The organism is Stenotrophomonas capsici, assembly GCF_034961085.1.
Classification (GTDB): Bacteria; Pseudomonadota; Gammaproteobacteria; order Xanthomonadales; family Xanthomonadaceae; genus Stenotrophomonas; species Stenotrophomonas capsici.
Genome location: NZ_JAYFUH010000249.1, coordinates 754,202 through 769,002, shown reverse-complemented (window position 1 = coordinate 769,002; position 14,801 = coordinate 754,202). Strand labels below are relative to the sequence as shown.

The window sequence follows — 14,801 nt, the reverse complement described above, 5'->3', positions numbered from 1 at the left end:
CATCCAGATGCACAGGGCCGCGGCATGCAGGGGTTTGGCACTGCCGGCGAAGCACTGCAATGGGGTTCGCGATCGAGGTCGCTGCTACCGTGGCTTCAGCGACGCATGGCTTCGGTAGCCTCGCTGACGGCGGAGGCCGGCAATACGGTGATGGGGCTGGCCCGCTCCGCAGGTGCCACCAACGTCACCGACGTCGCCGCGATCGCGGTGACGCTGCCGTCGGCGTCGCCACGCGACACCGGATGCCCGGTACTGCGCGGCTGGTCGGCAGCCTGCGTCTGGGGCAACTCGATCACCCGCCCGCGCACAGTCACCCGGTCGCCGGTCCGTACCCGCGAACCCAGCCGCATCGTGTACTCGGCGTCGGCCGGCATGTTGATCGACGTGTCGTAACCCTGGTCGAGCACGAACACCCCGTCGGACGTGGCCGGATTACCATCGCCTTCGTCCTGGATGAACCAGCCTATCGGCGGCGCGGCGCTGCCTACTCCCTCACCCAGGGTTTCCTTCATTTCCTGGCCGACGTCATCGCTGTCACCCATCAGGTTGCGCACGACCACGCCCTCGACGAGCACATCGCTACCCAGCAGCGGACTGACGGCTCCGGTGCCCTGCACCGCGCCGATCAGCTTGCGTGCCGGATCGATGGGTTCGACCACCGTCTCGGTCGCAGGCAACGAACAGGCGCTGCTGGCCAGCATCCATGCCATCAGGGTGACGCACTTCACTTCCTTGTTGCGCATGCTCTTTTCTCTTGCGGTGCGGGTACTGGAATGGTGAAGGGTGCGGGATTTGGCGGGGCACTCCCTTGCCGTTGAGGGCGCCGCGCGGAGCAGGCCGTGCGTGCGTCGCGGCCGGGGCGGTTCCTGCCGAGCGGCCCCGCCCATTGGCGTGTTCGTCGTCAGGGACTGGCGGACTGCAGGTGGTAACCGGTGGTGGCGGTATAAGACTTGCCGTTCAAGGTGGTGCGCACTTCGACGGTGTGCTCGCCCTCGGCCAGCCCGGTCGGCAGCGCGGCGCGCCACAGGTGCGTGGAGGGCACGGCTTCGGGGGAGCGATCGTAGCCGCGCAGCGTTTCGGCCAGGTCGTCGGCGATGTTCTCCACCAGCAGCCGCGGGTCGGGCTGGCGGACCTGCTTCATCGCCTGCCACTGGCCACCGTCGACGCGGAACTCCACCGGCAGCCCGTCATGGCCCATGAACACGTTGGCGTACACGCCCCAGGCCGGATAAGCGCCCTGGCGCAGCACCTTGGGCGCATGCAGCGCGATCTGATGGTCCGCCGGCGCACGCGCGACCCGGTACTCGACGCTGTACTGCCCATGCGGCTGCACGTTGAGCAGGCCGTAGCCGTTGGGCGTGCCGTCGGCCATGGTCGTATCGGGGATGCCCTGCGCATCCTTCACGCCGGACCAGAACGCGCCGCAGGCGGCGCCGACGTTGTATTCGTGCAACGGACGCGCCCCCTTCCACCCCTGCGCGGCCGACCAGAACACCTGGCTCTGGTTGTGGGTGTGTCCGCTGAGGATCAGCGGGTGCTCCACCTTCTCCAGCAGGGCGAACAGGCGGGTGCGGTCCTGCTCACGGAAGACGTGGTCGAACAGCGGGATATGGAGGCCAAGCACGACCAGCTTGTCGCGGCCAACCGTGGGCAGGTAGCGCTCCAGGAAGGCGAACTGGTCCTCGCGCAGGCCGCCGATGTAGGCCGGCTTCTGCCCGGGTTGGGCGAGGATGTCGTCCAGCCCGATGAACACCATCGATGCCTCTTCCCAGGCGTAGGTGTCCGGCCCGAGGTAACGGTGGTAACTGGCCAGCGACGTCGCATCACTGCTCGCGCCGATGTCCATGTCGTGATTGCCGGGAACATGCAGCCACGGCACGCCGAGCGACGTCACCGCACGGGTGAGCGCCGGATACAGCGAGGGATCGTCATTGGTGACATCCCCCAGCGTCATCCCGAGCCGCGCCTGATGCTTGCCACGCAGTGGCTCGATGATGTCGCGCTCGAAATAGCCCACGTCCAGCGCACTGCCGGTCTGGCTGTCGGCCATGACCAGCGCCTGGAAGCTGTCCGGCGCGTCCGGCTGCGGCACCAGTGCAAACGGCCGGCACTGCCCACCCTGCCCATCACGCGGTCGCCAGATGTCCGGCAACCCATCAGCACGCGCGGCCGCAGCGTAGCCGGCAGGCTTGATGACGAAGATGTTCGGTTGCGTGGAGGCCGGGAGCTGGTAACGGCCAGCCTTGTCGGTCAAGGCGATGTGCTCGCCATCGGAAATCCTGATGCCGGCCAGCGGCGTTTCGCCCGCATCCTGCCTGCCGTTGCCGTTCGCATCGGCGAAGACACTGCCGCTGCCGCAGGAGGCGGCCGCCACGAACGGCGCACCGGCCAGCAACAGGCCGGTCAACAGGGAATGACGCATGGAATCCTCGGCGGGCGGATGATGTACGGACCTCCATTATCGCCCCGGCGTTGCGACAGCGGCATGGCGGAAACTGGCGGCCGACGGGAGGAGACCGTTGCCGCAGGGAGTGCCGGCCAGACGGAGAGAGAGCCTGGCCGGGCTTCATCCCCGCCCGCGTTTGCCGGGCCCTCCCTCGGCCGTACCGGCGGGAGGACCTGCATCATTGCTTCAGCCGGCCGCCTTCTCCACGGCCTTGGCGTGGCGCGTCTCCAGCACGGCCACCGCATCCTCCAGCGACAAGCCGCGCGAGCGCAGCAGCACGATCAGGTGGAACAGCAGGTCGGCCGACTCGCCGAGCAGGTCCTCGTCACGCTGCACGACACCGGCGAGCGCCGTTTCCACACCCTCCTCGCCCACTTTCTGCGCGATATGGCGCGGGCCCTTCTCGAACAGCTGGGTGGTGTAGCTGTTGAGCGGGCGGTCGTGCTCACGCTGCTTGACCAGTGCGTCCAGCGCGCCGAGGAAATTGCCGGGCGTGGCGCCGAAGCAGCTGGTGGCGCCGGTATGGCAGGTCGGCCCGTGCGGGCGCACGCTGACCAGCAGTGTGTCGGCGTCGCAATCGGTGCGGATCTCGACCAGCTCCAGGTGGTTCCCCGAGGTTTCCCCCTTCGTCCACAGCCGCTGCTTGCTGCGACTGAAGAACGTGACCCTGCCGCTCGCCCGGGTCGTGTCCAGGGCATCGCGGTCCATGTAGCCCAGCATCAGCACGCGCAGCGTCGCCGCATCCTGGATGATGGCCGGCATCAGCCCGTCAACCTTGGCCCAATCCAGCGTGGCCGGGTCGACCGGCGTGAAATCAATAGACATCCCTTACCTCGATCTGTTGTTCGCGCAGGAACTGTTTCAGTTCCGGAATGGCGATGGCGCCGGAGTGGAAGACACTGGCGGCCAGGGCCCCGTCCACGTCAGCCTGTTCGAACACGTCGGCAAAGTGCTGTGGCGTCCCGGCACCGCCGGAGGCGATCAACGGCACCGTGCTCACCGCCCGGGCCTGGCGCAACTGGGCAATATCGTAGCCCCTGCGCACGCCGTCGCTGTCCATGCAGTTCAGCACGATTTCACCTGCGCCACGCTGCTGTACTTCACGCACCCAGTCCAGCGTCAGCCGCGCCTCGGCACGGGTCTTGGCCGGGTCGCCGGTGTAGGAACGCACCCGCCATTGGCCGTCGGGCTCGCGGATGGAGTCGATGCCGACCACCACGCATTGCTCGCCGAAAGCCTCAGCCAGCGCCTCGATCAGCGCCGGGTGCTCCAGCGCCGGGGTGTTGATGGAGATCTTGTCCGCGCCGGCATGCAGCACCGCGCGGGCGGTCTCGACGTCTCGGATGCCTCCGGCCACGCAGAAGGGGATGTCGATCAGACGGGCGACGCGTTCGATCCAGGCCCGGTCCACCGAGCGCCCTTCCGGGCTGGCGGAAATGTCGTAGAACACCAGCTCGTCGGCGCCAGCGTCGCGGTAGCGCAATGCCAGCTCGGTGATGTCGCCCATGTCGACATGGTCACGGAACCTGACGCCCTTGACCACACGGCCTTCGCGCACGTCCAGGCAGGGAATGATGCGGCGGCTCAACATGCCAGGGCCTCGTCGAGTTGCAGCCGGCCTTCCAACAAGGCCTTGCCCAGCACGGCGCCACCGCAACCGGCCACCTTGGCCGCGTGCACGTCGGCGACGTCACGCACACCGCCGGAAGCCTGCACCGCCACCCCGGGCAGCAGTTGCACCAGGTGCGCGTACAGGTCGATGTTGGGACCGGTCAGCATGCCGTCACGGGAAATGTCGGTGCACAGCAGGTGTTTCATGCCGGCACGGGCATAGCGCTGGGCCAGTGCATCCAGGGTAACGTCGGCGGTCTCGGTCCAACCATGTACCGGCAGGCGCCAGACGCCGTCCTCGCCCTGACGGGTATCCAGGGCGATGGTCAGGTGCTCGGGACCGAACTCGGACAACCACGCCAATACGTCGTCCGGCTCGCGCACCGCCAGTGAACCGATCACCACGCGGCTGGCGCCGGCATCCAGGATGCGCGCCACGTCGTCGCGACCGCGCACGCCACCGCCGGTCTGCACCTTCAGTGTGGTGGTCGAGGCGATCTGCGCGAGCAGCGCTGCCAACGTGTAGCCGCCGGCCTTGGCTGCATCCAGGTCGACCAGATGCATCCAACACGCGCCGGCGGCGGCGAAGGCCTGCGCACGCGGCAGCGCGTCGTCGCCATAGGTGGTCTGTTGGGCGTAGTCGCCCTGCAGCAGGCGCACGACGCAGCCGTTGCGGATGTCCAGCGCGGGATAGACGGTAAAGCTCATGGGAAATCGGTCTCGATGAAGTTGCGCAGGAGGCGGGCGCCGGGGCCGGCGGAGCGCTCCGGGTGGAACTGCGCGCCGCACAGGCGACCGCGCTGCACTACCGCGGTGAACAGCCCGCCGTGGTGGCAGGCCGCGACCGTATCCGATGTCACCGGCGCGGCGTAGCTGTGCACGAAGTAGGCACTGGCACCGGCGGGGACGCCGTCCAGCAAGGGCGACTCGCGCAGCGCCAGCAATTTGTTCCATCCCATGTGCGGCACGCGTACGCCCACGCCCGGATGCAGGCGACGGACCACGCCGGGCAGCAGCCCCAGGCAATCGACCTTGCCTTCTTCCGATGCCTCGAACAGCAGCTGCATGCCCAGGCAGATGCCCATCAGCGGCACCTGCAACGTGCGCAGCGGCTCGACCAGGCCCTGCGCATGCAGCCGGCGCATGCCTTCGGCGGCGGCGCCGACGCCGGGCAGGATCACCCGCGGCACGCCAACCAGGTCTTCGGCGGTGCGCACCATGCACACCGTCTGCCCCAGCCGCTCCAGCGCATAGCGCACCGAGCCGAGGTTGGCACCGCCGGCATCGACCAGGCCGATCGCGCTCACAGCGCCCCCTTGGTCGAGGGCAGCTCGGTGCCTTCGCGGCGGATGGCCTGGCGCAGGGCACGGGCCAATGCCTTGAAGCAGGCTTCGACCTTGTGGTGGTCGTTGTCGCCTTCCACCTTGAGGTTGAGGTTCAGCCCGGCCGCGTCGCACAGGGAGCGGAAGAAGTGCGGCACCAGCTCGGTGGGCATGTCCCCTACCCGCTCGCGCTTGAAGTCACCCTCGAACACGAAGTAAGGGCGGCCGCTGAAGTCCAGTGCGGCGCTGGCCAGGGTTTCGTCCATCGGCAGGGTGAAGCCGTAACGACCGATGCCGCGCTTGTCCCCCAGCGCCTCGCGCAATGCCTGGCCCAATGCAAGACCGGTGTCCTCGATGGTGTGGTGCTCGTCGATGTGCAGGTCGCCCTTGGCCTCGACCTCCAGCGCGAAGCCGCCGTGACGCCCGATCTGGTCGAGCATGTGGTCGAAGAACGGCAGGCCGGTGCTGATCTTCGCCGTGGCCACGGTGTCCAGGTCCACGAACACGCGGATCTGGGTTTCCTTGGTGTCGCGCTGCACGGCGGCGCGGCGCGGTGCGTCGGCCAGCTCATGGGCGATGCCGTCCCAATCCCACTCGCCGCCGAACTGGTCGGTGCGCAGCTGGAAGCCACGGATCTTCAGGTTGTCGGCGAACTGGATGTCGGTGGGGCGGTCGCCCACCATGCCCGAACGCGCCCAGTCGATGCCCCGGTCCTGCAGGTACGGCAGCATCATGCCGATGCCCGGCTTGCGGTTGGGGCTGTTGTCGTGCGGCCAGCTCGGGTCGATCAGCACATCGCGGAAGACGATGCCCTGGCTGGCGAAGATCTGCAGCATCAGGTTGTTCGGGCCATCGAAACTTTCCTGCGGGTAGCCTTCACTGCCCAGCCCATCCTGGTTGGAGACGATGACGAACTGGTAGCCGGCATGGCGCAGCTTGAGCATCGCCGGGATGACGTTCTTCACCAGCCGCAGCTTGTCGTAGGCGTCGATCTGGAAATCGGCCGGCTCTTCGATCAGGGTGCCGTCACGATCGACGAACAGGATGGGGGTCATGTAACGGGCTCCAGCGTGGCGAGGGCGTCGAGGACGCGGTCATTCTGTTCGGGCGTTCCCACGGTGATGCGCAGCGCATCGTGCAGTTGCGGCGCGGCGCGCTGGTCGCGCACCACCACTCCGGCGCGCAGCAGCGCCTGGAAGGCAGCTTCGGCGTCGATGAAGCGCACCAGCAGGAAGTTCGCGTCGGAGGCATACACCTTGCGCACATGCCCCTGCAGCGACAGCGCCATGCGCAGGCGGTCGCGCTCGCTGCGTACGGTGGCAATGCGCGCGCGGGTCTGCTGCAGCGCCTGCTCACCCAATCCCGCCAACGCCAGCGCCGAGCATGGGGTCGGAACGGGATACGGCGCCTGGCAGCGGCGCAACACCGCGATCAGGCCGGAATCGGCGATGACGCAGCCAATCCGCGCCGCCGCCAGAGCGTGGGCCTTGGACAGGGTCCGCAGTACCGCGACGTTGTCATGGCCTGCCAGCAGGCGCGTCGCCGAGGGCGTGTCGGCGAACTCGGCATACGCCTCGTCAACCACCACCAGCGCCTGGCCGCGCAGGGCCTCGGCCACCCGCTCCACCTGCGCCAGCGGGATGCTCAACCCGGCCGGGTTGGACGGCGAGCACAGGAACACCAGCTTGGCGCCGCCTTGCCTGGCGGTGGTGATGATGGCGTCGATGTCCGGCACGAAGCCCGCCGCGGAGTCCTGCAACGGCACCTCCAGTGCGGGCGCGTTCTGCAGGCGGGCACTGACCGCATACATGCCGAACACCGGCGGGGTATACAGCACCGCATCGCGGCCCGGCACGCACAGCGCACGTACCAGCAGGTCGATGACCTCGTCGCTGCCACGCCCGATCAGCAACTGCTCCGGCGCACAGTCGTACAACGTCGCCAGCCGTTCGCGCAGCGCCTGCGGTTGCGGGTCCGGATAGCGCCGACAACTGGCCAGGGGGTCGCCCGGGTTGGCCCACGCCGATTCATTGGCGTTGAGCCAGATCTCGCCGTCGAGCTTGGCGCTGCGCGCCGAGGAATAGCCGGTGAAGCCACGCAGGTCATCGCGTACAAGGTCGAGCACGCTGCTCACGGCGTCACTCCCAGCCGCAGGGCGACGGCGTTGGCGTGCGCGCCCAACCCTTCCGCCCGCGCCAGCGTCAAGGCGCATGGACCGATGTTGGCGATGCCCTCGGCACTGGCCGCCTGCACGCTGATCTGGTTCTGGAAGCTGGCGACGCTGACACCGCTGTAGGCGCGCGCGGCGCCGGCGGTCGGCAGGACGTGGTTGGTGCCGGAGCAATAGTCACCCAACGCCTCCGGCGTGTAGTCCCCCATGAACACCGAACCGGCGGCCTCGACCTGTTCCAGCCAGCGGCGCGGTTCGCGCAGGGCCAGGATCAGGTGTTCCGGTGCGTAGCGGTTGGAGATGGCGAACGCCTGGGCGATCGAATCGACCTTGATCAACAGCGAAGCCGCCAGCGCCTGCCGGGCAATGCCCTCGCGCGCCAGCTGCGCCACCTGGGCCTCCACCTCGTCCTGCACGGCGGCGATCAGCGCAGCGTCGTCGCTGAGCAGCAGCACCTGCGAATCAGGGCCATGTTCGGCCTGCGACAGCAGGTCGGCCGCGACGAAGGCGGGATTGGCGCCGGCATCGGCGATCACCAGCACTTCCGATGGACCCGCCGGCATGTCGATGGCCGCTGCGCCGGCCTGTGCCACCTGCTGCTTGGCCTCGGTGACATAACTGTTGCCTGGCCCGAACAACTTGTCGCAGGACGGGACACTCTCGGTGCCGTACGCCATCGCCGCGATCGCCTGCGCGCCACCGATCTTGTAGACCCGGTGCACACCGGTCAGGCGAGCGGCCACCAGCACCGCCGGGTCGGCACTGCCGTCCTTGCGCGGCGGCGTGCACAGCACCACTTCGCGGCAGCCGGCCAGACGCGCCGGCACCCCGAGCATCAACGCGGTCGATGGCAGCGGCGCGCTGCCGGCCGGCACGTACAGGCCGACGCGACCGATCGGGCGGATCATCTTCTCGCAGACCACGCCCGGTGCGGTTTCCACCGCGTAGGGGCGAGCCATGCCGGCGCGGTGATAGGTATCGATGCGATCGGCCGCCTGCTGCATGGCGATGCGCAGCTCGGCCGGCACCGCCAGCTCGGCGGCCGCAAACTCGGATTCACCAACCTCAAAGCGCTCCGGTGCCACCCCGTCGAAACGGGCACTGATCCCGCGCAGGGCCACGTCGCCGTCCTCGCGCACCTGTGTGATCAACCCGGCGACCGACGCCCGGGTCTGCTCGGCCACCGCCTGCACCGGGCGGGTCAAGGCGCGGGCCTGGCCGTCAGCGTCCAGCGCATTCCAGTCGAGGATGTTCATACCAGCGACTTCTCCACGGCCAGCACCATCAAACCCTGAGCGCCGGCGCGCTCCAGCTCCTCCAGCCGTTGCCAGCTCAGCGCCCCGTTGCACATGGTCTGCAGCCGCACCGCGCTGCCACTACCCGGCAGGCGCAGCAGCGGTTCGGCGTCGGGCAACAGGCGCGCCAGCGCGTCCACGCGCTCCTCGGCGGCGCTGAACATCAGCAGCTTCTGGTCCTGCACCTTGGTCAGGCCATCCAGGCGGCGCAACAGCATCGCCATCAGGCCGGCGCGGGCGTCATCGAGTTCATTGACCGGGCCGGCCAGCACCGCCTCGCTTTCGAGCAGGGTCTCCACCGGCTTGAGCTGGTTGGCCGCCAGGGTCGCGCCGCTGGATACCAGATCGCAGATCAGCTCGGCGGTCCCCAGCTTCGGCGCGATCTCCACCGAGCCGGACAGCTCGACCACCTGCGCATCCACGCCCTTTTCCTTCAGCCACGCGCTGAGGACAGCCGGATAGCTGGTGGCGATCCGCTTGCCCTGCAGCATCTGCACGCCCTGCCAGTCCCACTCTTCCGGCACCGCGATCATCAGCTGGCACTGGCCGAAGCCCAGCCCGCGCAGCGGTTGGTAGGCATCGGGCAGGCCGATCTGGCGGCGCGCCTTGGCCTGCTCGTCCAGCTCGTTGAGACCCACCACGCCCAGGTCGCAGACACCGTCGGCGATCAGGCCCGGGATGTCGTCATCGCGTACCAGCAGCAGGTCCACCGGCAGCGACTCGCCGAAGCAGAACAGCTTGTCGCGGCTTTGCCGCCAGCTCAGCCCGCAGGCCGCCAGCAGGCTGCGCGCAGGGTCGGCCAGCCGGCCGCTCTTCTGGATGGCGATACGCAACCGGTCACGCGCCGGTGCGGAGGTGGAAGCACTCATTGTTCGGGTCTCAGTTGGATTCGGTCTTGCGCGCAGCCAGGCGCTCGATGGCGGTGAGGTAGCCCCCGGCGCCGTGCTCGAGCGAGCGCGCCACCCGGCCGATGGTGGTCACGCTCACCCCGGTCAGGTCATAGATCTCGCGGTATGGCACGCCCTTGCGCAGCAATGGCACCACCCGCCAGCGGTCGGCCATGGCCTCCAGCTCGGCGGGGGTGCACAGGTCGCGCAGGAAGGCCTGGACGTCCTGCGGCTTGTCCAGCGCGGCCAGCACACGCGCCAGCGCCTTCAACGGGGCATCGGAGGCCTTCTCTTTCTCGGTGTCGGGACGTGGCTTCATGGCGTATCAATGTATTAGCGTGCTAATACATTAGTCCAAGCGGGTGCGCCGGTCAAACCCGCAACGAAAAAGGCCCCGCGATGCGGGGCCTTTGTTCAGCAGGATCCAGGGTTGTCCGGGCCCGGAGGCCCTGCCCACTCAGCGCGCCATCGCGCGGGTCTGCTCCAGCTCCACCTGCAGGGTGGTGGCCAGCTCTTCACGGGCGACCTCGAACTGCTGTTCGCGCAGCAGGTCCTTGACCGCGACCACGCCGCGCGCCAGCTCATCCTCACCGGCCAGCACCACGAAGCGGATACCCGCCTTGGCGGCGTACTGGAACTGCTTGCCGATCTTCTTCGGCTCCATCTGCACTTCGGTGTTGATGCCACCGGCGCGCAGGCGACGGGCGATGTCCAGCGACTGCGGCATGGCGGCCTCGTCCATCAACGCGACCATGGCCTGCACGCTGCTCTCGGCGATGCCGTCGATCAGGTTGGCCTCGCGCAGCTGCCAGAACAGGCGGGTCAGGCCAATCGAGATGCCCACGCCCGGCAGCTTGGACTTGGTGTAATGGCTGGCCAGGTCCTCGTAGCGGCCGCCCGAGCAGATCGAACCGATCTGCGGGTGGTCGAGCAGCGTGGTCTCGTAGACGGTGCCGGTGTAGTAATCCAGGCCGCGGGCGATGGAGAAATTCAGGCAATACGCCGGTTCCGGCACGCCCAGGCCCTTGACCAGCTCCAGCACCTCGCGCAGCTCGGCGGCACCGGTACGCAGCGATTCGCTGGCCGACTGGCCGGCATCGGCCAGCACCGCGTCCAGCTTGGCCAGCGCATCGGCATGCGATTCCGAACGTACCTCCACGAACGCCAGGATGCGCTCGACGGCATCCACCGGCAGGCCGAAATCCGGGCCCAGCAGGGTTTCACGCACGTAATCGGCACCGCGCTTGTCGAGCTTGTCGACCTCGCGCAGCACCAGTGCCTGCTGCTGCGGGTCAGCCACGCCCTGGGCCTCGAAGAAGCCGCGCATGAACTTGCGGTTGTTCAGCTGCACGGCGAACTTGCCGATGCGCAGCTCGGAGAACACCGCATTGATGACCGCCAGCACTTCGGCGTCATAGCGGATGCTCAGCGCGTCCTTGCCGATCACGTCCACGTCGCACTGGTAGAACTCGCGGAAACGGCCCCGCTGGGCGCGCTCGCCTCGGTAGACGCGCTGCATCTGGTAACGACGGAACGGGAACGTCAGGTCGTGCTCGTGCTCGGCCACGTAGCGGGCCAGCGGCACGGTCAGGTCGAAGCGCAGCGCCATTTCGGGCAAGCCCTTCTCGCCGGACTCGGCCGCATTGGCCAGCGCGCCGGTGGACTGCACGAAGTACACCTGTCGCTCGGTCTCACCGCCGGACTTGGTCAGCAGCACGTCGGACAGCTCGAACACCGGGGTCTCCACCGGCAGGAACCCGAAGCGCTCGTAGTTGCGGCGGATGACGTCCAGCATGCGCTGGAACGCGATCTGCTCGCGCGGCAGCAATTCCATGATGCCGGGCGGGGTACGGGGCTTGATCACGGGCGAAACTCCTGCAACTCAGTGGGGTGGACGACCGCCAATTCTAGCGCCAGCCCGCCCCGCTGGCCGCATGAAGTATCATTTGCCCCATCTTCCCCTCACCCGTGCCATGTCCCGGTCTGCCCCAGGCTCCGAGCTTTCCCCCGTTTCGTCCGCTGCCCAGGAAAGCAGCGGCGCGCGTGAATGCCTGCATTGTTCGGTCCGGCACCTGTCGGTCTGCTCGGCGCTGTCCTGCGATGAGGTGCATGCGCTGGAGCGGATCACCGTGTCCCTGCCGGTGCCGATGGGGGCCACCCTGGCCCGCTCCGGGGAGCCGCGCACTTATGTCTATACAGTGACCGAGGGCGCGCTGCGCCTGGTGCGGACGTTGGCCGACGGCCGGCGCCAGGTGAATGGGTTCGTGCTGCCGGGCGACTACCTGGGCCTGAGCGGCAGCGACCTGCACCGTTACGACATCGAGGCCATCGCCGACAGCCGGGTCTGCCGGGTGCCGACCACGCAGATGCGCGACCTGCGCCAGCACCACCCGCACCTGGAGCGCAAGCTGCTGCAGCGCGCCTGCCAGGAGCTGGACGCGGCCCAGGACAACGCCCTGGCGCTGGCTCGCCTGCAGCCACCGGAGCGGCTGGCCGACTTCCTGCTGCGCCTGGCCGCCCGCGAGGCCACCCTCGCCGGCCACAGCAGCAACCGGGTGTCGCTGCCGATGGGCCGCGGCGACATCGCCGACCACCTGGGCCTGACCATGGAAACGGTCAGCCGCACCTTCACCAAGCTGCGCCAGCAGGGCCTGATCGCCCTGCCCCACCTGAACGTGGTCGAGATCCTGGATTTCGCCGAGCTGCAGAAGCTGGCCAACGACGGCGCCTGAGCGCCCCCGCACAGCAGCGCCGCCTGGGCGCGATGCGGGGACGGCCCCGATGCGGTCAGCCCGCGCCGGCCAGCAACGTTTCACGCAGGGCGGCATAGTCCGGCGGGCACGGGTCCGCATGGGCCGGGCGCTTGAGCAGCTCAGCCAGGGCCGGCGGCACCGGGACTTCGCGGCCGATCAACGGCTCGACCACCGATTCGAACTTGGCCGGGTGCGCGGTCGCGGCGACTACCCAATGCGTTTCGGCCGCGGCTTCACCGCTGGCGCGCAACTGCTCCAGCACCTGCACGGCGGTGGCGGTATGCGGGCAGAACACCTCACCGTGATCACGGAAGCGACGGGCAATGGTGTCGCGGATGGTCGCATCGTCCACCGAGCGCGACACGAAGGCCGCACGCAGCGCTGCGTCGTCGCCGGCATACAGCCAACGCAGGCGCTCGAAGTTGCTCGGCGCGCCCACGTCCATCGCATTGGCCAAGGTCGCCACGCTCGCCGTCGGTGCGTACGCGCCGCCGTTGAAATAGTCCGGCAACACCCGGTTGGCGTTGGTCGCCAGCACGATGCGCCCCAACGGCACGCCCAGCGCGCGGGCGATCACCGCCGCCATCGCATTGCCCAGATTGCCGGTGGGAATGACGAAGTTCAGCGGCGTTCCGTATGCGGCCTGATGGCTGAGCGCGGCATGCGCGTAGTAGCTCATCTGCGGCAGCAGGCGACCGAGACTGATGCTGTTGGCTGAACTCATTGGCACCTGCGCCTGCAGCTCGGCATCGTTGAGTGCCTGTTTGGCCATGGCCTGGCAATCGTCGAATGAACCGGCCACGCGCAGCGCGCGGATGTTGCCGCCCAGGCAGCCCAGCTGGTGCGCCTGGCGCGGCGATACGCGGCCGTCCGGGTACAGCACCACCACCTGCAGGTTGGGCTGGTTGTGGAAGGCGGCAGCCACCGCGGCGCCGGTATCACCGGAGGTCGCCACGATGATGGTCAGCGGGCGCTCCTGCCCGGCGCGCAGCCGTGACAGGCTGGCAGCGAGAAAGCGCGCGCCGAAGTCCTTGAATGCGGCGGTCGGCCCTTGGAACAGCTCCAGCACGTGATCGTTGCCGGTAGCCAGCGGCTGCAGCGGCGCGGGGAAATCAAACGCCTGCGCGCAGATGGAGGGCAGCGCCGCTTCCAGGCCATCGCCGGCGAAGAACGGCTGCAGCAGTTCGGTGGCGGTCGCCGCCAGGCTGTCGCCGGCGCGTAGCGTGCGTGCGGCCGGCATCTGCTGCGGAACGTACAACCCGCCGTCGGGGGCCAGACCGGCGGCAATCGCCTGGCTGAGCGTGGCCGGCGGAGAGGCATTGCGGGTGGAGATGAAGTTCATTGCGGTTTCCGGAAAATGTCTGTTCGGGTGCGCGTTCAGAGCAGTGCGGCACCGGGACTGTTCAAGGGGGTAACCCAGGCCTGGCTGCCGAAACCCGCCGCGGCGAAGGCCGCCTGCACGTCGGCGGCAGCGGCTTCGGCAGCCAGACGCGTTTCAAACCATGCAAACACGCTGGGGCCCGCACCGGAGATGCTGGCACCCATTGCACCGGCGTCCAGCGCGGCCTGCTTGGCCGCATCGAAGCCGACGATCAACGGTGCGCGGCGCGGCTCCACCAGCACGTCGGCCAGGCCTGCACGGACCAGCCCGGCATCGCCGGCGTGGCAACCGGCCAGCACCAGGGCCAGGTTGGTGCTCTGCGCGACGAACTCCTTCAGCTCGTACGTGCCCTGCAGGGCGGCGCGCGCACGACGGGTTTCCAACTGCGCGTCGGGATGGACCAGCAGGCTGTGCCAGGCGTCAGGCACCGCCACCGGCACCAGCCGCTCCAGCGTCGACATCACCAGCCCGCCCAGGAACATCGGTCCAAGGTTGTCGCCGTGGCGGCTGCCGCTGGCCACCGCCTCGCCATCCAGTGCGTACAGGTACAACTGTTCGCGCGACAACGGCGCGTCGAGCAGCGCATTGGCCGCTACCAGCGCGGCCACGCACGAGGCCGCCGACCCGCCCATGCCGGAACTGAGCGGGATGCCCTTGTCGATCTCGATCTCGAAACCGAACGGCAGCGACAGTGCGTCGCGCAACGCGATCAAGGCCGCGCCCGCGGTGTTACGGGGTGCATCGGTTGGCAACGCCACCGCCGTGCCACGGATCGCGCTGATCCGCACTTCGGGCGTGTCAATGCGACGCACCGTCACGGTGTCGCCAACGCCGGGCACGGCATACCCCAACAGATCGAACCCGACCGCCACGTTGGCGACCGAGGCCGGTGCGAAGGCACGCGCCTCGCATCGGCCGGAACCCTTCAGCACCGCA

15 protein-coding genes are annotated in these 14,801 nt (G+C 68.6%); 1 reads left to right on the top strand and 14 read right to left on the bottom strand.

All coding sequences use genetic code 11. The features are described from left to right. Positions 1 to 95: 95 nt before the first annotated feature. From VA603_RS16700 to hisS, 12 genes are all read right to left on the bottom strand, one after another. On the bottom strand, positions 96 to 743 hold the full coding sequence (locus VA603_RS16700; protein WP_323439500.1) for a single stranded DNA-binding domain-containing protein: 648 nt from the start codon (positions 741 to 743) through the stop codon (positions 96 to 98). Positions 744 to 901: 158 nt separating this feature from the next. Continuing rightward, positions 902 to 2,422, bottom strand: coding sequence for a calcineurin-like phosphoesterase C-terminal domain-containing protein (locus VA603_RS16695; protein WP_323439499.1), 1,521 nt, complete (start codon positions 2,420 to 2,422; stop codon positions 902 to 904). Between the two features lie 210 nt (positions 2,423 to 2,632). Next, positions 2,633 to 3,271: a bifunctional phosphoribosyl-AMP cyclohydrolase/phosphoribosyl-ATP diphosphatase HisIE gene (gene hisIE, locus VA603_RS16690; RefSeq protein ID WP_323439498.1), complete on the bottom strand. Its 639-nt coding sequence runs from the start codon at positions 3,269 to 3,271 to the stop codon at positions 2,633 to 2,635. After that, on the bottom strand, positions 3,261 to 4,037 hold the full coding sequence (gene hisF, locus VA603_RS16685) for an imidazole glycerol phosphate synthase subunit HisF (protein ID WP_132862871.1): 777 nt from the start codon (positions 4,035 to 4,037) through the stop codon (positions 3,261 to 3,263). The genes hisIE and hisF overlap by 11 nt, the downstream gene beginning before the upstream one ends. Further along, positions 4,031 to 4,765 (bottom strand): 1-(5-phosphoribosyl)-5-[(5-phosphoribosylamino)methylideneamino]imidazole-4-carboxamide isomerase, encoded by a 735-nt coding sequence (gene hisA, locus VA603_RS16680; RefSeq protein ID WP_323439497.1) that lies wholly within the window; start codon positions 4,763 to 4,765, stop codon positions 4,031 to 4,033. Before hisA ends, hisF begins: the two co-directional genes overlap by 7 nt. After that, the gene (gene hisH / locus VA603_RS16675) at positions 4,762 to 5,364 is read right to left on the bottom strand and encodes an imidazole glycerol phosphate synthase subunit HisH (protein ID WP_323439496.1); all 603 of its coding nucleotides are present in this window, start codon (positions 5,362 to 5,364) and stop codon (positions 4,762 to 4,764) included. The genes hisA and hisH overlap by 4 nt, the downstream gene beginning before the upstream one ends. Beyond that, positions 5,361 to 6,434: a bifunctional histidinol-phosphatase/imidazoleglycerol-phosphate dehydratase HisB gene (gene hisB, locus VA603_RS16670; protein WP_323439495.1), complete on the bottom strand. Its 1,074-nt coding sequence runs from the start codon at positions 6,432 to 6,434 to the stop codon at positions 5,361 to 5,363. Before hisB ends, hisH begins: the two co-directional genes overlap by 4 nt. Further along, the gene (hisC, locus tag VA603_RS16665; protein ID WP_243693946.1) at positions 6,431 to 7,513 is read right to left on the bottom strand and encodes a histidinol-phosphate transaminase; all 1,083 of its coding nucleotides are present in this window, start codon (positions 7,511 to 7,513) and stop codon (positions 6,431 to 6,433) included. Before hisC ends, hisB begins: the two co-directional genes overlap by 4 nt. Then, complete coding sequence (hisD, locus tag VA603_RS16660; RefSeq protein ID WP_323439494.1) at positions 7,510 to 8,805, bottom strand: histidinol dehydrogenase; 1,296 nt, start codon at positions 8,803 to 8,805, stop codon at positions 7,510 to 7,512. The genes hisC and hisD overlap by 4 nt, the downstream gene beginning before the upstream one ends. Next, a complete protein-coding gene (gene hisG / locus VA603_RS16655) occupies positions 8,802 to 9,713 on the bottom strand; it encodes an ATP phosphoribosyltransferase (RefSeq protein ID WP_323439493.1) in 912 nt (303 codons plus the stop codon). Before hisG ends, hisD begins: the two co-directional genes overlap by 4 nt. A 10-nt stretch (positions 9,714 to 9,723) precedes the next feature. Beyond that, the gene (locus tag VA603_RS16650; protein ID WP_132862864.1) at positions 9,724 to 10,050 is read right to left on the bottom strand and encodes a YerC/YecD family TrpR-related protein; all 327 of its coding nucleotides are present in this window, start codon (positions 10,048 to 10,050) and stop codon (positions 9,724 to 9,726) included. Positions 10,051 to 10,188: 138 nt separating this feature from the next. Then, entirely contained in the window at positions 10,189 to 11,595 is a 1,407-nt protein-coding gene (gene hisS / locus VA603_RS16645) for a histidine--tRNA ligase (protein WP_323439492.1), read from the bottom strand. A gap of 109 nt (positions 11,596 to 11,704) precedes the next feature. On the opposite strand from hisS, the gene VA603_RS16640 reads away from it, so the two are divergent. Next, a complete protein-coding gene (locus VA603_RS16640; protein WP_132862862.1) occupies positions 11,705 to 12,463 on the top strand; it encodes a Crp/Fnr family transcriptional regulator in 759 nt (252 codons plus the stop codon). 55 nt (positions 12,464 to 12,518) lie between these two features. Here VA603_RS16640 and thrC read toward each other — a convergent pair whose 3' ends face one another. Both thrC and VA603_RS16630 read right to left on the bottom strand, forming a co-directional pair. Next, complete coding sequence (gene thrC, locus VA603_RS16635; protein WP_323439491.1) at positions 12,519 to 13,826, bottom strand: threonine synthase; 1,308 nt, start codon at positions 13,824 to 13,826, stop codon at positions 12,519 to 12,521. A gap of 35 nt (positions 13,827 to 13,861) precedes the next feature. After that, entirely contained in the window at positions 13,862 to 14,797 is a 936-nt protein-coding gene (locus VA603_RS16630) for a homoserine kinase (protein ID WP_323439490.1), read from the bottom strand. Positions 14,798 to 14,801: the final 4 nt, after the last annotated feature.

Bases quoted from the DNA above. Each gene is read 5' to 3' on its own strand.
- hisA (WP_323439497.1), bottom strand. From the start codon at position 4,765: ATGAGCTTTACCGTCTATCCCGCGCTGGACATCCGCAACGGCTGCGTC.
- hisD (WP_323439494.1), bottom strand. From the start codon at position 8,805: ATGAACATCCTCGACTGGAATGCGCTGGACGCTGACGGCCAGGCCCGC.
- thrC (WP_323439491.1), bottom strand. From the start codon at position 13,826: ATGAACTTCATCTCCACCCGCAATGCCTCTCCGCCGGCCACGCTCAGC.
- VA603_RS16695 (WP_323439499.1), bottom strand. From the start codon at position 2,422: ATGCGTCATTCCCTGTTGACCGGCCTGTTGCTGGCCGGTGCGCCGTTC.
- VA603_RS16640 (WP_132862862.1), top strand. From the start codon at position 11,705: ATGTCCCGGTCTGCCCCAGGCTCCGAGCTTTCCCCCGTTTCGTCCGCT.
- VA603_RS16700 (WP_323439500.1), bottom strand. From the start codon at position 743: ATGCGCAACAAGGAAGTGAAGTGCGTCACCCTGATGGCATGGATGCTG.
- hisF (WP_132862871.1), bottom strand. From the start codon at position 4,037: ATGTTGAGCCGCCGCATCATTCCCTGCCTGGACGTGCGCGAAGGCCGT.
- hisB (WP_323439495.1), bottom strand. From the start codon at position 6,434: ATGACCCCCATCCTGTTCGTCGATCGTGACGGCACCCTGATCGAAGAG.
- hisG (WP_323439493.1), bottom strand. From the start codon at position 9,713: ATGAGTGCTTCCACCTCCGCACCGGCGCGTGACCGGTTGCGTATCGCC.
- hisIE (WP_323439498.1), bottom strand. From the start codon at position 3,271: ATGTCTATTGATTTCACGCCGGTCGACCCGGCCACGCTGGATTGGGCC.
- VA603_RS16650 (WP_132862864.1), bottom strand. From the start codon at position 10,050: ATGAAGCCACGTCCCGACACCGAGAAAGAGAAGGCCTCCGATGCCCCG.